Consider the following 21201-nt stretch of genomic DNA (forward strand, 5'->3'; position numbering starts at 1 on the left):
CTTAGGCTGGGGATAGCTGTTTCTTTGGTTACTTTCTTTGCAGCAGCAAAGAAAGTGACTGCCGCCCCGCACAGGGGCAACGCCAATAGACCGACACGAAATCGGGATCCGGCGATAAAAAATTCTCAATGCCCCCGCCGCCCCACCAGACTCGCGCCATAAACGATCGCAGCGAGCATCGTGATCCAGAAGCTCGTCGGCCAATCGGTGTAATACGCGAGCGTGAGCCCAACCCACGCCTGCCCGAGCGCAAACACGGCCGCGAGCACCAACCCCGACGACAACCGCGTCGTCACATTCTGCGCTGCGGCCGCCGGCCCGACCATCAACGCAAACACCAGAAGCACGCCGACGATCTGCGTACAAGCCGCGACCGCGAGCGCGGTGATCGCGAGAAACAGCACCGAGACGAGCCGCAACGACACGCCTTTGGCTTCCGCAAGCTCCGGCTGCAAGGACGCAAACAGCAAAGGCCGCATGATGAATCCAAGCGCCCCAAGACTCACGAAGGCAAGACCAGCCAGCACGATCAGCGTCTCATGGCTAACACCGAGCACGTTGCCGAAGAGCAGAGCCGTAGCCTGCGTCGCATACGCGGTGAAGAAGTGCAGAAACAGCAAGCCGAAGCCGAGCGATAGCGAAAGAATCACGCCGATGGCCACATCGCGGCCCGAGAGGCGTTCGCCGAGCGCCCCCATACCGACGCCGGCCGCGAGCGTGAAGCCCACCATTCCCCAGAGCGGCGACATGCCGAGCAGCACCGCACCCGTCGCGCCGGTAAAGCCGACGTGCGACAGCGCGTGACCCGCGAAGGTCTGCCCGCGCAGCACGAGAAAATACCCGACGATCCCCGAAAGCACCGCGACGATCCCCGACGCCGCGAATGCATTCACCATGAAGTCATATTCGAACATTGTGCTTTCTACTTGGCGTGGCTGTGACCGTGATCGTGTGCATGGCCGTGGTCATGCTCGTGTTCGTGTTCGTGCTCCTCGCCTTCTTCGTGCGCGTGATCGAGCTTGTCGATCTCGACATCGCCCGACATCACGAAGATGCGCCCATTCACGCGCATCACGTCGATAGGCGACCCGTAAAGCCGCGACAACACGGGCTTCGAGATGACTTCATCGACGGTGCCGAGCGCGGCGCGCCCGCTGCCGAGATACAGCACGCGGTCGAGCGAATTCAATAGCGGATTGAGTTCGTGCGCCGAAAACAGCACGGTGATGTTCAGTTCACGCTGAACGCGCCGCACGAGTTCCACGACGCCCGTCTGATGACGCGGATCGAGACTGATGAGCGGCTCGTCGAGCAAGAGCAGACGCGGATTGCCGAGCAGACATTGCGCGAGCAGCAGACGCTGGCGCTCGCCGCCCGACAGTTCCGACAACGGACGCGAAGCCAGTTGATGCGCGCCGACGAGTTCGAGCACGCGCTCGACATCGGCGCGGATGCGCGCGTTGCGATGCGGCAGGCCCCAGTGATGCCCGTCGGCGGCCATCGCGACGAAATCGCGGCCCAGCACGCGCCGGTTGGCGAGTCCGGTGCGAATCTGCGGCATATAGCCGATCGACGGATTGCCGCGCTCGACCGCTTCGCCGTTCACGCGGATCGTCCCGCTCTTCAGCGGCACGAGCCCGAGCAGCGCGCGCATCAGCGTGGTCTTGCCCGCGCCGTTCGGCCCGAGCACGCCGATGAATTCGCCATTGCGAACCGTGAAGCTCGTGTCGTTGAGAATCTCGCGCCCGCCGAGCGCGAGCGTCACGCGATCGACTTCGAGCGCGGCTTGAGACATCGCGACGGCGTTCATCGTTGCCATCCTTGCAGCGCGCCCGACAGCGTGTCGAGTTGCGACTGCATCCATTGCTGATACGTCAGTTTGGCGGGCAACGTCTCCGTCACGCTGATGCTCGGCACGTGCGCGTCCTTCGCGATGTTGAGCAGGCGCTTCGTCAGCGCGCCGGTCGCTTGGCTGTTGTAGATGAGCACGTGCACGCGACGTTCGCGCAGATCCTTTTCGAACGCGGCGATATCGGCGGGGCTCGGCTCGGTCTCGTTCATCGATGCCATCTGGAAGCGCAGGTTGCGCATCTCGAAGCCGATGGCATCGGCCATGTAGCCGAACACCGGCTCGGTCGCGGTGACGGGCACGCCTTTGTAGCGCGCCTTCAATTGGGTGACGCTCGCGTCGATCGGCTTCATCGAATCGAGAAAGGTCGCGAGTCGTGCGTCGTAGTCGCTCTTGTGCGAAGGGTCGGCGCTCACGAGATACGCGCTCACGGCCTTCGCGACGGCAGGCATCGTCGACGGGTCGTACCAGAGGTGCGGATTGTCGCCGGACTTCTTGCCGACGAGCTTCGCCGCGACGATCACCGTGCGCTTGTCATTGCTCTTCGATGCGGCGAGCAGCTTGTCCATCCACGGATCGTAGTCCGCGCCGTTGTAGACGACGAGCGCCGCGTGCTGCAACGCGCGCGCGGTCTTCGGGCTCGCTTCGAAGAGATGCGGGTCTTCGTCCGGATTGCTGAGGATGCTCGTCACCTGCACGTGATCGCCGCCGAGCTGGCGGATGACGTCGCCGTAGAAGTTCTCCGCCGCGACCACCGGCACGCGCGCGGTCTGTGCCGATGCCGTATTGCACAAGCCGAGCGCGATGGCGAAGCAGGTCAGGACGTGCGCGAATTTCATCGATTTCCTTTCTGGATGAGTTGTTCTCGACGTGACGCGACTCATGCGCCGCGATGCTTTCTCTGGCAATCGGCGCAGAGTCCGCTCAGTTCGACGACCTGGTGATGCACCTGAAAGCCGTGCGCGGGCGGACTCGCGGACAGCGACGAAGCGAGTTCGCGCCCCTGGATTTCGAGCGTCTCGCCGCATTCGTCGCAGATGAGGAACTGGCTCTCGTGCGGCTTGCCGGCGTCGCAACACGCGATGAACGCGTTCTTCGACTCGATGCGATGCACGAAGCCGTTCTCGACAAGAAAATCGAGCGCGCGATACACGGTGGTCGGCGGCACGCGCGCGCCGCGCTTCGGCTCCATCGCGTCGATGAGGTCGTAGGCGCCGATCGGCTTGTGCGCCTTCAGCACGAGTTCGTAGACCTGGCGGCGCAGCGGCGTGAGCGCGACGCCGCGCTCGACGGCGAGCACTTCGGCGCGGGCAAGCATGGTTTCGACGGATGCGGTCATGTCATGTCGGCCACGCGAAACGTGGCCCAGCAAAGGGTTGAAGCACGAGCGTGAGGAGCGCTCGTCGGACGATTCCGAGATGATATAACGTATCGATGCGTGATGCACGTAAGCACGCTGCGTCTTTCTACTGAGATGGCGAACCCGCGGTATGGCGTTTGCTGCCAAGCCCCTCACCAGACGGGTTTTCCCGAGGTTTTCCGCGTTTGCGCGTCGCAACATCGAAACCTGTGCCGATGCCTTGACACGATCACGCGCAGCGCCGATCATTCGATCAAACAGAGAGCAATTGTTCATTCGCAGAGCGTTCGCTCACGCGAGGGGCGATTCGAAGAATCGGAGACATCGGTGAGACTGAAAGACAAGGTCGCGATCATCACGGGTGCGGCAAGCGGCATCGGCGAGGCGGTCGCGCGGCGCTATCTGGAGGAAGGGGCGCAGGTCGTCGTCGTCGACGTGAAAGACGAGCACGACATGGCCCAGCGCTTCGCGGACGTCTCCGCGCGCGTGCTCGCGCTCAAGGCCGACGTCACCCAGCGCGAAGACATCGAACGCATCGTGGCGCGCAGCGTCGAGCGTTTCGGCGGCATCGACATTCTCTTCAACAACGCGGCGCTCTTCGACATGCGCCCGATCCTCGATGAATCCTGGGACGTGTACGACGGCCTCTTCGCGGTCAACGTCAAGGGCATGTTCTTTCTGATGCAGGCGGTCGCCAAACGCATGGTCGAGCAGGGCCGCGGCGGCAAGATCATCAATATGTCGTCGCAGGCGGGACGGCGCGGCGAGGCGCTCGTGTCGCATTACTGCGCGACCAAGGCGGCGGTGATCAGCTATACGCAATCGGCGGCGCTCGCGCTCGCGAAAGAGCGCATCAACGTGAACGGCATCGCGCCCGGCGTCGTCGATACCCCGATGTGGAAGGAAGTCGACGCGCTCTTCGCGCGCTACGAGAACCGCCCGCTTGGCGAGAAGAAGCGGCTCGTCGGCGAGGAAGTGCCGCTCGGGCGCATGGGCTTGCCCGCGGACCTGACAGGCGCGGCGCTCTTTCTGGCGTCAGCGGATTCGGATTACATCACCGCGCAGACGATCAACGTCGACGGCGGCAACTGGATGAGTTGACGCGGCTTGAAGCGCAGGAAGCACCGTCTATAGTGAAACGGCGCCGAGTGGAAGGCGTCAGGGCAACGAAGGCAGGCGCGGCAACGAATAACCCGGCAACACGCGATCCCCGATCGCGCACCCTCGAAAGCAGGCAGCGGCATCCACGGCGTTTGCGGTCATGCATCGACTGTCCGCTGTGCCCGTGCAAACAAAAAGGAGACGAACCCATATGAAACGCACTCAACGCATCGTTCGAGCACAACCGCGCGCGCGTCGCGCCCCGTTCGTGACCGGAGCGCTCACGGCCGCGCTGGCCGCGGCCGCGCTCGTGCCGCTGTCGGCGCATGCCGCGACGACCATCACCATCGCGACGTTGAACAACCCGGACATGATCGAGCTGAAGAAGCTCGCGCCGGCCTTCGAGAAGGCCAATCCGGACATCCAGCTCAAATGGGTGATTCTCGAAGAAAACGTGCTGCGCCAGCGCGCGACGACCGACATCACCACCAACAGCGGCCAGTTCGACGTCATCACCATCGGCACGTACGAGGCACCTCAATGGGGCAAGCGCGGCTGGCTCTCGCCGATGACCGGCCTGCCCGCCAACTACGATCTCGACGATGTCGTGAAGACCGCGCGCGACGGCCTCTCGTCCGGCGGCGTGCTCTACGCGCTGCCGTTCTACGTCGAAAGCTCGATGACGTACTACCGCAAGGACCTGTTCCAGGCGGCCGGCCTGAAGATGCCCGACCAGCCGACCTACGACCAGATCAAGCAGTTCGCCGACAAGCTCACCGACAAGTCCAAAGGCCAGTACGGCATCTGCCTGCGCGGCAAGGCGGGCTGGGGCGAGAACATGGCGTTCGTATCGACGGTCGTGAACACCTTCGGCGGCGAATGGTTCAACGAGAAGTGGCAGGCGCAGCTCGACACGCCCGAATGGAAGAAGGCCGTCGGTTTCTACGCGGACCTGCTGAAGAACGACGGCCCGCCGGGAGCCAGCTCGAACGGCTTCAACGAGAACCTCACGCTGATGTCCTCGGGCAAGTGCGCGATGTGGATCGACGCGACGGTCGCAGCAGGCATGCTCTACAACAAGTCGCAGTCGCAGGTGTCGGACAAGATCGGCTTCGCGGCCGCGCCGATCGCCGTCACGCCGAAGGGCTCGCACTGGTTGTGGTCGTGGTCGCTCGCGATCCCGAAGACGTCGAAGCAGCAGGATGCCGCGAAGAAATTCGCCGCGTGGGCGACGTCGAAGGAATACATCGAGATGGTCGGCAAGGACGAAGGCTGGGCGTCGGTGCCGCCGGGCACGCGCAAATCGACCTACGCGCGCCCCGAGTACAAGCAGGCCGCGCCGTTCGGCGACTTCGTGCTGAAGGCGATCGAAACCGCGGACCCGAACGACGCGACGCTGCACAAGGTGCCGTATAGCGGCATCCAGTTCGTCGGCATTCCGGAGTTTCAGTCGTTCGGCACGGTGGTCGGTCAGTCGATCGCGGGTGTCGTCGCGGGTCAGACGAGCGTCGACAACGCGTTGAAGGCCGCGAATGCCGCCGCCGATCGCGCCGTGAAGCAGGCGGGCTATCAGAAGTAAATCTTCCGCAGCACACGGGCCGCGTCGCCTGATGCGGCCCGCCAGCATCATCATCGAGAGGTGAAACGATGAGTCAACTGAATCCCCCCATCACCGATCATCATCTGGAGGAGTCCGCCGCCGAACGCGACAAGCGGCGTGCGAAGTCGGTGCGATGGCTGATCTCGCCATCGACCGGACTGCTCTTTCTGTGGATGGCCATTCCGCTCGCGATGACGATCTGGTTTTCGTTCTCGCGTTATAACCTGCTGAACCCCGACGTCAAAGGCTTCGCGGGCTTCGACAATTTCGAGTTTCTCATTACCGATCCGGCGTTCGGCCCGTCCATCGGCCATACGCTGACGCTGATCATTTCGGTGCTCGTCATCACGGTCGTGGGCGGCGTGCTGCTCGCCGTGCTGTTCGATCGCAAGTTCATCGGTCAGGGCATCGCGCGTCTGCTCGTGATCGCGCCGTTCTTCGTGATGCCGACGGTCTCCGCGCTCATCTGGAAGAACATGATCCTGCATCCGGTGTACGGCCTCATCGCCAGCCTGATGCGCTCGATGGGCATGCAGCCGATCGACTGGTTCGCCGAATATCCGCTGTTCGCGGTGATCGTGATCGTCGCGTGGCAATGGCTGCCGTTCGCGTTCCTGATTCTCTTCACGGCGATCCAGTCGCTCGATCAGGAACAGAAGGAAGCGGCGCGCATCGACGGGGCGGGTCCGTTCGCGATGTTCTTCTTCATCACGCTGCCGCACCTGAAGCGCGCGGTCGCCGTGGTCGTGATGATGGAAACCATCTTCCTGCTGTCGATCTTCGCGGAAATCTACACGACGACGGGCGGCGGCCCCGGCACCGCGACGACCAACCTGTCGTACCTGATCTACGCACTCGGCCTGCAGCAGTTCGACGTCGGTCTCGCATCGGCGGGCGGCATTCTCGCGGTCATTCTCGCCAATATCGTCGCGTTCTTCCTCGTGAGAATGCTCGCGAAGAACCTCAAAGGGGAGTACGAGTCATGAGCACTCAAACCGTTACGGGAGCGCCGCGGACCACCGCGCTCGGCCACGCGAAGAACATCGTGCCCGGCATCGTCGCGTGGCTCTTTTCGATCCTGCTGTTCTTCCCGATCTTCTGGATGACGATCACCGCGTTCAAGACCGAGCAGCAGGCGTATTCGTCGTCGCTGTTCTTCACGCCGACGCTGGATAGCTTCCGCGAAGTGTTCGCGCGCAGCAATTACTTCGGCTTCGCGTGGAACTCGGTGCTGATCTCGGTGGGCGTCACGCTGCTCTGTCTGATCCTCGCCGTGCCGTGCGCCTACGCGATGGCCTTTTTCCCGACCAAGAAAACGCAGTCGGTGCTCCTGTGGATGCTGTCCACGAAGATGATGCCGTCGGTCGGCGTGCTCGTGCCGATCTATCTCCTGTGGAAGAACACGGGCCTGCTCGACACCGTGTCCGGGCTCATCATCGTGTACACGCTGATCAACCTGCCCATTGCCGTATGGATGGCCTACACGTACTTCAACGAAGTGCCGAAGGACATTCTCGAAGCCGGCCGTATCGACGGCGCGACGACGTGGCAGGAGATCGTCTATCTGCTGATGCCGATGGCATTGCCCGGTCTCGCATCGACGGGTCTCTTGCTCATCATCCTGTCGTGGAACGAGGCGTTCTGGAGCATCAACCTGTCGAGCTCGAACGCGGCGCCGCTGACGGTGTTCATCGCGTCGTATTCGAGTCCGGAGGGTCTCTTCTGGGCCAAGCTCTCGGCCGCTTCGCTGCTCGCGGTCGCGCCGATTCTGATCGTCGGCTGGGTCTCGCAGAAGCAACTGGTGCGCGGCCTCACGTTTGGCGCGGTGAAGTGAGGATGCGAGCGTGAACCTCACTCCATCCCACGAAGCCAATCTCGAAGACCGCCTGCTGATCTGCGATTGCGACGGCGTGCTGATCGACAGCGAAGCGGTGGCGGCGCGCATGCTCGTCACCGAACTGGAGGCGCTGTGGCCGGGCGTCGATGTCGAGCCGGTCGTGATGCCGCTGCTCGGCCTGCGCATCGAGGCGGTGCTCGCGAGCGCGGCCGATACGGTGAACCGCACGCTGACGCACGATCAGGTGGTCGCGATCCGGCGCGCCGTCGAAGTGGCCGCGATCGAGGCGCCGACGGTGCCGGGCATCGCCGAGGCGCTCGCGGCCGTGCCGTTCACGAAGGCGTGCGCGAGCAACAGCTTTTCGACCTATGTCGATGCCGTGCTGAAACGCACGGGCCTCCTGCGCTTCTTCGGCGAGCGGCGTTTTTGCGCGGACATGGTTGCGAATCCGAAACCCGCGCCCGACGTCTATCTCGCGGCGGCGCGCGCGATGCGCATCGATCCGCTGCGTTGCCTCGTCGTCGAGGACAGTGTGACCGGCGTGACGGCGGCGAAGGCGGCGGGCATGCCGGTGCTCGGCTTCATCGGCGGCGGCCACGCGACCGAAGGACAGATCGGCGCGCTCGAAAGAGCGGGCGCGCACAAGGTATTCGACGACATGACGCGCTTGCCTGCGCTCGTCGATCAATGGCTGCAGAACGCGACGTTCGAAATCAGATAGCGACACGCGCCCGGCGCATCGCTAATGAAGACTGGAGACACACACCATGGCTAGCCTGACACTTCGCAACATCAGCAAGCGTTATGAAGAAACCGAGGTGATGCGCAACATCAACCTCGATATCAACGACGGCGAGTTCGTCGTGTTCGTCGGCCCGTCGGGCTGCGGCAAGTCGACGTTGATGCGCATGATCGCGGGACTGGAGGACATCAGCGGCGGCGACCTGATGATCGACAACGCGCGCGTGAACGAGCTCGCGCCCGCGAAGCGCGGCATCGCGATGGTGTTCCAGTCGTACGCGCTGTATCCGCACATGACGCTGTACGACAACATGGCGTTCGGCCTCAAGCTCGCGGGCGAGAAGAAGCCCGCGATCGACGCCGCCGTGAAGAACGCCGCGAAGATTCTGCATATCGACCATCTGCTCGATCGCAAGCCGAAGCAGTTGTCGGGCGGCCAGCGTCAGCGCGTGGCGATCGGTCGCGCGATCACGCGCAAGCCGAAGGTGTTTCTGTTCGACGAGCCGCTCTCGAACCTCGACGCCGCGCTGCGCGTGAAGATGCGTCTCGAATTCGCGCGCCTGCACGACGACCTCAAGACGACGATGATCTACGTGACGCACGATCAGGTCGAGGCGATGACGCTCGCCGACAAGATCGTCGTGCTGTCGGCGGGGAACATCGAGCAGGTCGGCACGCCGAACACGCTGTATCACGCGCCGGCGAACCGGTTCGTCGCGGGCTTCATCGGCTCGCCGAAGATGAACTTCCTGTCAGGCACGGTCGCGCAGATCCAGAACGACGGCGTGCTCGTGAAGTACGCGACGGGCGAGACGCAGCTCGTCGGCGTGCTGCCCGGCAATGCGAAGCCGGGCGACGCGGTGACGGTCGGCGTTCGTCCCGAGCACTTGCAGCCGACATCGCCGGGGCCGGGCGATTACGGGATTTCCGCATCGGCGATGACCGTCGAAACGCTCGGCGACGCGGCGTATCTCTATGCCGAAACGGACGTCGCGCCGGACGGGCTGATCTCGCGCATTCCGCCGCTGGAGAAGCACGCGCGCGGCGAGAAGCTGAAGCTCGGCACGGCGCCGGAACATTGCCATCTGTTCAATGCGGAAGGCCAGGCGTTCACGCGCAGGATCGTGGATGCGTGGCTGCGGGAGCATGCGACGGCGGCGTGAAGTGTAGTGAGGGCATACCGGTCTCGCCCGATGCGCGCCGCTCGTCGGCCGTTCTAGGTCGTATCCTAGGCGGACCTGGGCGGCGCGCTGCTAGTATCACGCGCGTCGAATCAAGCGCTTGGCGCTGCGAGGGCGGAAATGCAGTTAGACGGTTATTTCATCAACCTGGACAGAAGCGCGGACCGACGCCGATCGCTGGAAGCGCAATTGGCCAGCCTCGGGTGCGATGGGCGAATCACGCGCTTTCCCGCAATCGATGGCGCTGCGCACGGGCCGTTCGATAACGCCGCCATGAACGGCATCTGGGCGTGCCGGCAATCGCACGAGGAAGTTATCCGAATCTCCAGCGACACGACCGCCACGGTCGTGCTGGAAGACGATGTGGAAATCAGCCGTGAGTTTCCATCGGTGGTGAACGAGCATGTTCTCGGTCAGTTCGTCGGCGCTTACCCGCAGTGCGATTTGCTGTTTCTCGATTGTTGTCCTTTCTATGCTCAGGTGCCGCTTCTGCTCGCGCAGGCAGAGCTGCGCATGCGCGGGCGCGCAATGTCCAAGTCGGGCGGCGCTGAGCGACACGGCTTTTCCGGCGTGAGCGTGCTCGACGCGAAAGGAACGTACGCATACTGCACAGCCTCGTATGTCGTCACGCCGAAGGGAAAGCAAACGCTGCGGGGGCTGCTGTCGTCGAGCACGGATGCGACCACCCCGATCGATATCCTCTTCAGGGACTGGATCGCAAGCGGCGCGCTGTCGGCCCTGCTGACCATTCCCTTTCTCGCCACGCCGAAGTTCGAGAGCGTCTCCACGATGCCATACGAAGAACTCGAATCGCCGCTGCTGGAGCGCCGCGAAGGTCAGTTGATCAACGGAATCCGCAGACTGCTTTTCGCGGGCGACGCGGACCTGGACATGCGCGAGATCGCTTCTCTCCTGCCCGTCGTCGAGAGTTCGAGCGAGTACCGGCTCGGCATGCAGCTTTACGAGGCGTGCCGGACGACGTACTGATCACGCGTTCGAGGGCGGGCCTGTCTTGAGCGAAGTGATGCGCGATAATCTCTTTCGACCCGCCACACTCGATGGCCGGCGCCGACTCCACACGATATCGCCATGCCCGTCCTGAACGAACTCTTCGTCTATCCGATCAAGTCCTGCGCCGGCATTTCGCTGCGCCGCGCGACGCTCCTCGACACGGGTCTCGAATACGACCGTCACTGGATGGTGACCGATCCCGCGGGCGCGATGTTCACGCAACGCTCGCATTCGCGCATGGCGCTGATCAAAACCGCGTTCGATGGCAACGATCTCGTCATCGACGCGCCCGGCATGCCGGCGCTTCGCACGCCACTCTCCGCCGAAGCGCTCATCGATGCGCGACCGATACGCGCGACCGTGTGGCGCGATACCGTCGCCGCACTCGACACGGGCGAGCACACCGCGCAATGGGTCAGCGAGTTTCTCGGCATTCCCGCGCGGCTCGTGCGTTTTTCGCCGTCGTCGCGTCGCGATGTCAGCGACGAATGGACCGCGCCGCACCACACTCATACGCGTTTCGCGGATCAGTTTCCGTTGCTGGTGGTCGGCCAGGCATCGCTCGACGATCTCAACGCGCGTCTGTCGGTGAAGGGCGCGCCGGGCATCGGGGCCAATCGCTTCCGGCCGAATCTCGTGATCGGCGGGCTCGAAGCGTACGAAGAGGATTTCGTCGGCGACATGCAGATTCGCGCGCCGGGACGCGATGTGCAATTGCGGCTCGTGAAGCTCTGCACGCGCTGTCCGAATCCATCGATCGATCAGGACACGGGCGCGCACGATCCCTCATGGCCGCACGAGCCGCTCGACACGATGAGCGCGTATCGCGGCAGCGATCAGTTCGACGGCGCGCTCACCTTCGGCAAGAACGCGATCGTCCTGAGAGGCGAGGGCGTCGCACTGGAAGTCGGGCAGGAAGTGGAAGCGGAAATCGATTTCTGACGATTCACGCGTCAAGCGCGGCTTTCGCGCACAACTCGTCGGTCACGAGCCCCGACAACCATTTCCCCTTCAACGCGGCGATCAGCGCTTCGCGCTTGCGCTCGCCGCCCGCGAAGCCGATAGTCGGGCGTTTGGGCGGCGTATCGAGCTTGAGGCTCGTCACCCGCGCGCCGGTTTTCGATGTCACGCGCTTGCCGTGCGCATCGATCGGCAGGCCGAGCCATTCGGCGACGGCGCCTGCCGACATCAACTCATCGACTTCCGTGCGCGTGATGAAGCCGTCCTGGTGGAGCGGACAGTTCACGCCCACGTTGCCGATGCCGACGAACGCCACATCCGCCTGCTGCGCGAGTTCGCTGACGATGCGATACAGCCGGTGATTGACCCACTGCGCGCGTTCGGTTTCGCTGTCGGCCATGAGCGGCGCGGGCAGCATGAAGTGCTTGCCGCCGGTCTTTTCCGATAGCTGCTGCGCGACGTCGTAACGATTCGACGATCCGTCCTGCGCGATTGCACCGACCATCGATACGAAGCGATGCTGCGGCCGGTCGATCTGTCCGATCTGTGCGACGCAGGCCTTCAACGTGCGCCCGCTGCCGATCGATACGACGAGCGGCTTCTCTTCGAGCAGATAGCGCTCCATCACCTGCGCGCCCGCGACGGCGAGCTTGCGATCGACCTGTTCGGGCGCATCGCCGTCGATGGGGACGACTTCGCACATCGCGAGACCGTAGCGGTCGGTGAGCGCTTTCGCGAGCGACAGACAATCGGCGATGCGATGATCCACACGCACGCGGATCAGGTTCTTCTCGACCGCGAACGCGACGAGCCGCTGCGCCACCGGACGCGAGATCTGCAGCTTTTCCGCGATCTCGTTCTGGGTGTTGCCGGCGACGTAGTAGAGCCACGCTGCGCGCGTCGCGAGATCGAGTTTTTCGGTGGATTTGGGCACTGGGTTTGTTTTTTTTAAGGTGTTGTGGTTGGTGGGTGTCCCGGTTTCGTGTCGGTCTATTAGCACTGCCCCTATGCGGGGCGGCAGTCACTTTCTTTGCTGCTGCAAAGAAAGTAACCAAAGAAACAGCTATCCCCAGCCTAAGCACTTCACACCGGCCGCGGCACAGGCGATTGGCCTAATGGCCCGGCACTAGAGAGTGCCCTCGCAAGCAGACAAGAGCTTGGACCGCGCACGGTCCGACACATCGCACCACAGAACAAACTGGTTCAGCACCAAATAGCTCCAGCCCGCTACGCGGCCGATGGGTCAATCGGGTGCGTGCGCGCGCGCTCCCTCGTCGGTTTCCCTCGCATCCCCCACGGCAGCGCGTAGCGCTGTGCCGAAGCTCTTTAGTGCTGAACCAGCGCCCTAAAACAACTAGCTTGTCAGACCGTGCGCGAGCCAAGCCCGATTGGGCCTGTGAGGGCGACACTTAGGCGAGTGCCACGGGCGGCTGGCAAGTATGGCCAACGTGCGTGTGACCGCGGGCGGTGAGAAGCTGTTTCTTTGGTTACTTTCTTTGCAGCAGCAAAGAAAGTGACTGCCGCCCCGCACAGGGGCAGTGCTAATAGACCGACACGAACCCGGGATCCGGCGAAAAAAAACCGCCAACAATCTCTATAGAAGCCCACGAAAACCACAAAATCAAGCGAGTCGAGGCCGCGCCGGATCAAACAACGGCCTGACATGCTGATAAAGCTCGCGAAACCCTTTCAACCGCTGCCGCAACATCTCATGCCGCTCGCCATCAGGCGTGAATTCCTGCTTGATCTCGGGCTTGGCGAGCACCGTCGCCGGATCGCCCCCCGCCGCGAGCCACCCGAGCCGCGCCGCCCCGAGCGCCGCCCCGGTCTCGCCACCTCCGTGCGTGCGCGTCGGCGTATCGAACGCATCGGCGAACATCTGCGCCCAGTACGCGCTGCGCGCACCGCCGCCAAGCATCGACAATGCCCGCGCCTGCGTCCCCGCCGATTGCAGCGCATCCAGACCATCGGTCAAAGAAAGCGTCACGCCTTCGAGCACGGAATAGCCGAGCAACGCGCGATCGGTCGCATGCGTCATGCCGAAGAACACGCCCTGCGCGTACGGATCGTTGTGCGGCGTGCGCTCGCCGCTCAGATACGGCAGGAACAAAGGCGCGGACGGCAGCACATCGGCGGGCAAGGCTTCGATTTCCGCGAGCAAGGTCGGCTCGTCCGTCGACGTCAGCTTGCACACCCAGCGCAAACAGCTCGCCGCCGACAAAACCACGCTCATCTGATGCCAGCGATCCGGAATCGCGTGACAGAACGCATGCACCGCCGACGCCGGATTCGGCCGGAAGCGATCGCCGATCACGCACAGCACGCCCGATGTGCCGAGCGACAGAAAGCCATCGCCCGGATCGGTCGCGCCGATGCCTACCGCGCTCGCGGCATTGTCGCCGCCGCCCGCCGCGACGACCACGCCTGCGCCCAGTCCGAATTCGCGCGCAAGCTCCGGCCTCAACGTGCCCGACGGCTCGCTGCCCTCGGCCAGCGACGGCATCTGCTGACGCGACATCCCGCACGCGGCGAGCAACTCGTCGGACCAGTCGCGGCGCGCGACATCGAGCCAGAGCGTGCCCGCGGCATCCGATGGATCGGACACCTTCGTGCCCGTCAGATGCATCCGCAAATAATCCTTCGGCAAGAGCACGCACGCGGTCTGCTTGAAGATCTCCGGTTCGTTATGCGCGACCCAGAGGAGCTTCGGCGCGGTGAAGCCCGGCATCGCCAGATTGCCGGCTATCTCGTGCAGATTCGGCGCGCGCTCGTAGAGTTCGGCGCACTCCTTGTCGCTGCGCATGTCGTTCCAGAGAATCGCGGGGCGCAGCACGTTGTCGTGCGAGTCGAGCAGCACCGCGCCGTGCATCTGGCCCGAGAGGCCGATGCCGCGCACCTGCGCGAATTCATCGGGAAACTTCTCGCGCAGCTTGAAGAGCGCGGCGCGCGTGCCTTCCCACCAGTCGAGCGGATTCTGTTCCGACCAGCGCGGCTTCGGACGCGATACGGTGAACGGCGTGCCCGCCGTGCCGATGACGCTGCCGTCGCTCGCAAGCAGCAGAACTTTCACTTCGGAGGTGCCGAGGTCGATGCCTAAGTACATGAACGGACCCTTTGTCGTTGCCGGGATCGACCCGGCCAAAACCCAAGCGTGGCGCCAAGGTAGCGGGAGGCGCTAATTTAACGCCACGCGAAGCGCCGCGCCATGGGCACATTACCCGAGCGACGCGGCGCTGGTTTGAACTCGCGTTTAGGACGGCGATAACACCAGGCTTATGGTCGGTTGGCGAGCCACGCATCGACCTTCGAAATCGCGTTGCGCATCACGCGTTCCAGACCTTCGGTCTGCGCCATGCTGCCCCACAGAAGTTTGTCGCCCGTGAACGCCTTGACCGGATCGGGCGCCGTGAAGAACGCATGCGCAACCGCCGGGTCCATCACGCCGTCCTGATAGGTATAAGACAGCTTGCCTTCGTGCCAGCGTTCGAGGAAGCGGAAGAAGAGCGCGGGCAGGATGGCGGTCGAATCGGGATCGACGTTGCGCGCGAAACATTCCGAGAGCGTCGGCGCGATGAAGCCCGGCAGCTTCGAGAAGCCATCGGCCGCGACGCGCTGATTCGTGTCCTTGATGTACGGATTGCTGAAGCGATCGAGCACGACATCGCGATACTTCGCGAGATCGATTGGGCTGGGCGTGAGACAGGGGATTACGTCGTCGGTGACGTAGGCGTCCGCGAGCGCGCGAATCTCCAGGTCCTGCGTGCCTTCGTGGATGTATTGCAGTCCGACGAGCGTGCCCGCCCACGCGATGCAGCTATGACTCGCATTGAGGATGCGGATCTTCGCTTCCTCGTACGGATGCACCGATTCGACCATCTCCGCGCCGACCTTCTCCCACGCGGGCCGCCCGGCGATGAAGTTGTCCTCGATCACCCACTGGATGAACTTTTCGCCCATCACCGGCGCTTTATCGTCGAAGCCGGTCGCGGCCTTCACGCGCTCGGCGACGTCGGGCGTCGGACGTGGCGTGATGCGATCGACCATCGCGTTCGGGCACGATGTGTTCGCGATCATCCAGTCGCGCAACGCGGTCTCGCCGCGCCGCTCCAGGAATTCGAGCATGCCCGCCTTGAAGCGGTCGCCGTTGCTGCGCAGGTTGTCGCAGTTCTGAAGCGACACCTCGCCCGCGCCGTTCTTCATGCGCGCATCGAGGATGGCGGCGAGCGCGCCGTAGATGGTCGTCTTCGCGCCTTTCAGGTCGGCGGCGAGATCGGCGTTGGCGGTGTCGAGCTTGTCGTGCTCGTCGAGGTAATAGCCGCCCTCCGTGACGGTGAACGACACGATCTTCGTCTTCGGGTCCGCGCCCGTCGCGATCAGTTCGTTGAGGTCGGCGGACCACGGCACGACCTTTTTGATCGCGCGGATGGTCTCGTATTCGCGCTCTCCCTTCGGCGTGACGGTTTCGAGCGTGTACTCGCCGTTTTGCGCGGCGAGCGCATCGAGCACGGCGTTCATGTCGCCGCGAATATTGCCGACGGCGAGCGACCAGCTTTGATCGCCCGTCTCGTTCAGTCGATGCAGATACCACGCCTGATGCGCGCGATGAAAAGACCCGGCGCCGATGTGCAGGATCACGTTGGCTTCGCTAGTCATGTCGTCTCTTCCTTCTGATTGGCGGTGCGCCCGTTCTTCGCGGACGGCTGGTCGCGATGGCGCGCGAGGCGCTCAGCGCGGTTGAGGTGAGCATTTGCTCTATCGATGATCGAATGATCGTATTCGCCCGGAGGAAAGTCAAGGCGCGATGCTTCCTGCGACGCGGCGCAATTTACGCGCCTTGCGATGGGCTATCCACCGTCGATGCTGGCGGTGTGGCAGCGCTGCGGCGCACAAATTTCATCGGGGAAAACGGATCGGGAATAACCCGTAGAGGCACTCCCGACGGCCGATGCATGACGGTGCGTGAGCCAATTGCCTTTAAACATAGGCGCAAAAAACGCTACGCGGGAGACGGGCGACGTGAAGTCGACGAGAACATGGAGTCGCTATTTGCAGGTCGAATTGTTGAAGCGTCATCGCGCGGGATTTCATTTGACGATCAACGGGGTTGCGGCGGGTTTTCGCCGGATCCCGTTAGCATGTCGGTCGATTGGCACTGCCCCTCCCCGGGGCGGGGGTCACTTTCTTTGCTGCTGCAAAGAAAGTAACCAAAGAAAGCAGCTTCTCACCGCCCGCGGTCACACGCAGTTTGGCCATGCTTGCCAGCCCGCGGTGGCCCTCGCCTAAGTGTCGCCCTCGAAGGACTTTCCGGGCTTGGCTCGCGCACGGTCTGCCGCACCAAATGTATTGACGTGCTGGTTCAGCACGAAATAGCTTCGGCACAGCGCTGCGCGCTGCCGTTGGGTATGCGAGGGAAACCGAAGAGAGGAAGCGCGCGCAGACCCGATTGACCGATCGGCCGCGACGCGGGCTGGAGCTTTTTGGTGCTGAACCAATTTGTTATGTGGTGCGATGAGTCAGACCGTGCGCGGTCCAAGCCCCGCGAGACCTTCGATGGCACTCGCTACAGCCGGGCCATTAGGCCAATCGTCTGTGCCGCGGCCGGTGTGAAGTGCTTAGGCTGGGGATAGCTGTTTCTTTGGTTACTTTCTTTGCAGCAGCAAAGAAAGTGACTGCCGCCCCGCACAGGGGCAACACAAATAGACCGACACGCTAACGGGACCCAGCGAAGAAAAAAACCTACCGCCCATGAAACGCCGGATGAGCATCAAACACCGGCCCCTGCACGAAATGCACATCAAACTGCTGCAACGCATTGAACTGCGCTTCATCGCCGACATTGGAAAAGATGAGCGGAATCTTCAACCGATTCGCATACCCCACAAGATGCTTCACAACAGAATCGCGTAATGCCGCGCCGGCATCCATCTTGATGAAATCGAGCCGCGCCATATCCGACACCGCCATGATCTGACCGGCATTGGGCAGATTCCCGGCGACCTTGAACCCGTAACGCTGATAGCTCTTGGTGAGATAACCAAGAAACGTCTTGTGCGCGACCGCCGCAGCCGGCAATTCGATCACCACGCGCGACGGGCTCAGCCCGAACTCCATCAGCACCGAAGAGAAATGCAGCCCGTGGTCGTATTTCACGCTCTTCAACAGCCGCTCGTGCACGCGCAAGAACAAAAGCCCCGGCCGATGCGGCCCGAAGAAATTGAACGCATGCACCGCGCGCGACAGCCGGTCGAGCGCCACCAGTTCGCGATCGTCTTCGAGTTGCCCGAACGGGTCGCGCGGCGCATCGCCCTGAATCAGCGTCAATGCCTGCACGCCGAGTTCATCGCCGAAACGCTCGGCGCTCTCCGGCGACGCGCTCAGTGTCTGCGGAAAGCTATGCGTGCCGACATCGAAGATCGGCTCATAAGCGCTCGATATGCACAGATCGCGGTAACGCGCGATGGCCTCGCCGGCATGCTCGTTTTGACCAAGCGCGACATGCGCGCCGAGAAACGGATGTTCCGCGGCGCGGGCGACAAGTTCAGGCAAGGACGGGGCGATCATGGATGGCGCATTCGTGTCGTGAGGCGTGCCGTACCAGGCGATTTTCATTGGAAGGATCGATGGTATCAGCGCGCAACACCGCGTCCAGCACCAAATTCACATATTGATATGCCGAAGGAAGCGCGTCGATTAAGGGTTTACGAGAAATTTCACTAATCGTAATTGGTTTTACTATGCGTAAAACGCAACGACTGGCGTGCCGCGCTCGCCGTCGTTGCCTGACCTGTCGTACTTTTCGTCGAGGATTTCGACCATGCCAACGTTCGAGACGCATACGGACGCGAATCAGCACTATCAATCCGGCTTCGCCAACGACTTCGCCACCGAGGCGCTGCCGGGCGCGCTGCCGATCGGCCGCAACTCGCCGCAGCGCGCGGCGTACGGTCTGTATGCCGAGCAGCTTTCGGGCACGGCCTTTACCGCGCCGCGCGCCCACAATCGCCGCTCGTGGCTCTATCGCATCCGTCCGGGCGCCGTGCACAAGCCGTTCACCCGCGTTCCCGCCGACGCGTTGCGCGCGAAGCTCGTCGGCAATTTCGCCGATGTGCCGCCGACGCCCCCCAACCAGCTTCGCTGGGACCCGCTGCCGATGCCCGCCGCGCCGACCGATTTCATCGACGGCTGGGTGACGATGGCCGGCAACGGCGCCGCCGAATCGATGAGCGGCTGCGCGATTCATCTCTACGCCGCGAACCGGTCGATGCAGGACCGATTCTTCTACAACAGCGACGGCGAACTGCTGATCGTGCCACAGCAAGGCCGCCTCGCGATTTCGACGGAGCTCGGCAAGCTGGACGTCGAACCGTATGAAATCGCGGTGATTCCGCGCGGCGTGCGCTTCTCCGTTGCGCTGCCCGATGGCGACGCGCGCGGCTATATCTGCGAGAACTTCGGCGCGCTCTTGCAGTTGCCCGATCTCGGTCCGATCGGATCGAACGGGCTTGCGAATCCGCGCGACTTTCTCACGCCGCAGGCCGCTTATGAAGACCGCGAAGGCAAGTTCGAGCTCGTCACGAAGATGAACGGCGTGCTGTGGCGCGCGGATATCGGCCATTCGCCGCTCGATGTCGTCGCGTGGCACGGCAACTACGCGCCGTACAAGTACGACTTGCGTCACTTCAACACGATCGGCTCGATCAGCTTCGATCATCCCGATCCGTCGATTTTCCTCGTGCTGCAATCACCGAGCGACACGCCGGGCGTCGACACGATCGACTTCGTGATCTTCCCGCCGCGCTGGCTCGCGGCCGAGGATACGTTCCGCCCGCCGTGGTTCCATCGCAATGTCGCGAGCGAGTTCATGGGCCTCGTGCACGGCGTCTACGATGCGAAGGCCGAAGGCTTCGTGCCGGGCGGCGCGAGTCTGCACAACTGCATGTCGGGACATGGGCCGGATGCGGGGACGTTCGAGAAAGCATCGGCTAGCGATACCTCGAAGCCCGCGAAGGTTGACGCCACGATGGCCTTCATGTTCGAGACGCGCACCCTCATCAAGCCGACGCAGTTCGCGCTCGAAACCGCGCAACTGCAGGCGAACTACTACGAGTGCTGGCAAGGCCTCACGAAACACTTCAACCCGGAGCAACGATGAACGACGCGCTGAAGGCCACACTCGCGCCTGCCCTGAAGAGCTGGATCGAATCCGCGAACGATCCTGCAAGCGACTTCCCGATCCAGAACCTGCCGTTCGGCATTTTCAGCGACGCGGTGCGCGCGCAACCGCGTGCGGGCGTCGCGATCGGCGACTGGATCGTCGATCTGGCCGCGCTCGAACGGGCGAACCTCGTCGATGCGCAAGGCACGTTCGACAAGCCGCGTCTGAACGACTTCATCGCGCTCGGACGCGAGGCCTGGCGCAACGTGCGCATCGCGCTGTCCGCCTTGCTCGCGCAGGGCAACGCGACGTTGCGCGACGACGAAGCGCTGCGCCGCCACGCGCTCGTGCCGCGCGCCGGCGCGACGCTGCATCTGCCGGTGGAGATTCCCGGCTATACGGACTTCTATTCGTCGAAGGAGCACGCGACCAACGTTGGCTCGATGTTCCGCGATCCGAAGAACGCGCTGTTGCCGAACTGGTCGGAGATGCCGATCGGCTACAACGGGCGCGCGTCGTCGGTGGTCGTGAGCGGCACGCCGGTGCGCCGGCCGAATGGACAGATCAAGCTGCCGAACGAGGATCGCCCGGTCTACGGCGCGTGCCGCAAGCTGGATATCGAGCTGGAGACGGGCTTCATCATCGGTCGTGGCAATGCGCTCGGCGAGCCGATCGCGTGCGAGGATGCAGAGGCGCATATCTTCGGCATGGTGCTGCTGAATGACTGGAGCGCGCGCGATATCCAGCAATGGGAATACGTGCCGCTCGGCCCGTTCAATTCGAAGGGATTCGCTACGACCATCTCGCCGTGGATCGTCACGCTCGATGCGCTGGAGCCGTTCCGCACCGCGACGCCTGCGCAGGAGCCGCAGCCGCTCGCGTATCTGCGTCATGAAGGCGATCATGCGTTCGACATCGAGCTGGAAGTGACCTTGCGCGCCGAAGGCGTGCAAAAGCCGACGATCCTTTCGCGCACCAACTTTCGGCTGATGTACTGGTCGATGGCGCAGCAACTCGCGCATCACACGGTCGGTGGGTGCAATACGCGCGTGGGCGATCTGATGGGCTCCGGGACGATCAGCGGGCCGACGCCCGAGTCGTGCGGCAGCCTGCTCGAAAGTACGTGGAACGGGCAGCGGCCCGTGAAACTGGAAGATGGCGGCGAACGCGTGTTTTTGCAGGATGGCGATGAAGTCACCCTACGAGGGTGGTGTCAGGGGGAAGGGTTTCGGGTTGGGTTTGGCGATTGTGCCGGGCAGGTTTTGGCAGCGCGGGGTTGAGGCTTGTTTTTTTCGCCGGATCCCGTATTCGTGTCGGTCTATTAGCACTGCCCCTCCCCGGGGCGGGGGTCACTTTCTTTGCTGCTGCAAAGAAAGTAACCAAAGAAAGCAGCTTCTCACCGCCCG

At 63.2% G+C, this 21201-nt stretch carries 18 protein-coding genes; 10 read left to right on the forward strand and 8 right to left on the reverse strand.

All coding sequences use genetic code 11. The features are described 5' to 3' along the window. Positions 1–125 precede the first annotated feature (125 nt). Genes QCE73_RS02810 through QCE73_RS02825 form a run of 4 tightly spaced genes read right to left on the reverse strand, consistent with a single transcriptional unit; the run spans position 126 to position 3188 of the window. Positions 126–914 (reverse strand): metal ABC transporter permease, encoded by a 789-nt coding sequence (locus QCE73_RS02810; protein ID WP_035497847.1) that lies wholly within the window; start codon positions 912–914, stop codon positions 126–128. 8 nt (positions 915–922) lie between these two features. Then, positions 923–1810, reverse strand: a complete 888-nt coding sequence (locus tag QCE73_RS02815) for a metal ABC transporter ATP-binding protein (protein WP_404989728.1) — start codon at positions 1808–1810, stop codon at positions 923–925. Beyond that, entirely contained in the window at positions 1807–2688 is an 882-nt protein-coding gene (locus QCE73_RS02820) for a metal ABC transporter solute-binding protein (RefSeq protein WP_309879675.1), read from the reverse strand. The genes QCE73_RS02815 and QCE73_RS02820 overlap by 4 nt, the downstream gene beginning before the upstream one ends. 41 nt (positions 2689–2729) lie before the next feature. Next, complete coding sequence (locus QCE73_RS02825; RefSeq protein WP_035497849.1) at positions 2730–3188, reverse strand: Fur family transcriptional regulator; 459 nt, start codon at positions 3186–3188, stop codon at positions 2730–2732. A gap of 348 nt (positions 3189–3536) precedes the next feature. On the opposite strand from QCE73_RS02825, the gene QCE73_RS02830 reads away from it, so the two are divergent. From QCE73_RS02830 to QCE73_RS02865, 8 genes are all read left to right on the forward strand, one after another. Continuing rightward, positions 3537–4310 (forward strand): L-iditol 2-dehydrogenase, encoded by a 774-nt coding sequence (locus tag QCE73_RS02830; protein ID WP_309879676.1) that lies wholly within the window; start codon positions 3537–3539, stop codon positions 4308–4310. A gap of 211 nt (positions 4311–4521) precedes the next feature. After that, the gene (locus tag QCE73_RS02835; RefSeq protein WP_187607371.1) at positions 4522–5889 is read left to right on the forward strand and encodes a sugar ABC transporter substrate-binding protein; all 1368 of its coding nucleotides are present in this window, start codon (positions 4522–4524) and stop codon (positions 5887–5889) included. Positions 5890–5957: 68 nt separating this feature from the next. Further along, positions 5958–6896 (forward strand): carbohydrate ABC transporter permease, encoded by a 939-nt coding sequence (locus QCE73_RS02840; protein WP_035497854.1) that lies wholly within the window; start codon positions 5958–5960, stop codon positions 6894–6896. A gap of 56 nt (positions 6897–6952) precedes the next feature. Then, positions 6953–7744: a carbohydrate ABC transporter permease gene (locus QCE73_RS02845; protein WP_404989760.1), complete on the forward strand. Its 792-nt coding sequence runs from the start codon at positions 6953–6955 to the stop codon at positions 7742–7744. Positions 7745–7754: 10 nt separating this feature from the next. Then, positions 7755–8468, forward strand: a complete 714-nt coding sequence (locus QCE73_RS02850) for an HAD family phosphatase (RefSeq protein ID WP_051626597.1) — start codon at positions 7755–7757, stop codon at positions 8466–8468. Positions 8469–8514: 46 nt separating this feature from the next. After that, positions 8515–9651 (forward strand): sn-glycerol-3-phosphate ABC transporter ATP-binding protein UgpC, encoded by a 1137-nt coding sequence (locus QCE73_RS02855; RefSeq protein ID WP_309879678.1) that lies wholly within the window; start codon positions 8515–8517, stop codon positions 9649–9651. Between the two features lie 138 nt (positions 9652–9789). Continuing rightward, entirely contained in the window at positions 9790–10656 is an 867-nt protein-coding gene (locus tag QCE73_RS02860) for a glycosyltransferase family 25 protein (protein ID WP_309879679.1), read from the forward strand. A 102-nt stretch (positions 10657–10758) separates the two neighbouring features. Further along, positions 10759–11622: an MOSC N-terminal beta barrel domain-containing protein gene (locus QCE73_RS02865; RefSeq protein WP_309879680.1), complete on the forward strand. Its 864-nt coding sequence runs from the start codon at positions 10759–10761 to the stop codon at positions 11620–11622. A 4-nt stretch (positions 11623–11626) separates the two neighbouring features. Here QCE73_RS02865 and QCE73_RS02870 read toward each other — a convergent pair whose 3' ends face one another. From QCE73_RS02870 to QCE73_RS02885, 4 genes are all read right to left on the reverse strand, one after another. Beyond that, positions 11627–12574, reverse strand: coding sequence for a sugar-binding transcriptional regulator (locus QCE73_RS02870; protein ID WP_035497859.1), 948 nt, complete (start codon positions 12572–12574; stop codon positions 11627–11629). A 687-nt stretch (positions 12575–13261) separates the two neighbouring features. Continuing rightward, positions 13262–14743: a xylulokinase gene (xylB, locus tag QCE73_RS02875; protein WP_309879682.1), complete on the reverse strand. Its 1482-nt coding sequence runs from the start codon at positions 14741–14743 to the stop codon at positions 13262–13264. A gap of 170 nt (positions 14744–14913) precedes the next feature. Further along, the gene (dalD, locus tag QCE73_RS02880) at positions 14914–16293 is read right to left on the reverse strand and encodes a D-arabinitol 4-dehydrogenase (protein ID WP_309879683.1); all 1380 of its coding nucleotides are present in this window, start codon (positions 16291–16293) and stop codon (positions 14914–14916) included. 1083 nt (positions 16294–17376) lie between these two features. Further along, positions 17377–18201, reverse strand: coding sequence for an EAL domain-containing protein (locus tag QCE73_RS02885; protein WP_187607396.1), 825 nt, complete (start codon positions 18199–18201; stop codon positions 17377–17379). A gap of 253 nt (positions 18202–18454) precedes the next feature. Here QCE73_RS02885 and hmgA point away from each other — a divergent pair, with 253 nt between their 5' ends. Then, positions 18455–19792, forward strand: coding sequence for a homogentisate 1,2-dioxygenase (gene hmgA / locus QCE73_RS02890; RefSeq protein WP_035497862.1), 1338 nt, complete (start codon positions 18455–18457; stop codon positions 19790–19792). Next, positions 19789–21075, forward strand: coding sequence for a fumarylacetoacetase (gene fahA, locus QCE73_RS02895; protein ID WP_309879684.1), 1287 nt, complete (start codon positions 19789–19791; stop codon positions 21073–21075). The genes hmgA and fahA overlap by 4 nt, the downstream gene beginning before the upstream one ends. Positions 21076–21201: the final 126 nt, after the last annotated feature.

It is taken from the genome of Caballeronia sp. LZ029 (assembly GCF_031451275.1).
Classification (GTDB): Bacteria; Pseudomonadota; Gammaproteobacteria; order Burkholderiales; family Burkholderiaceae; genus Caballeronia; species Caballeronia jiangsuensis.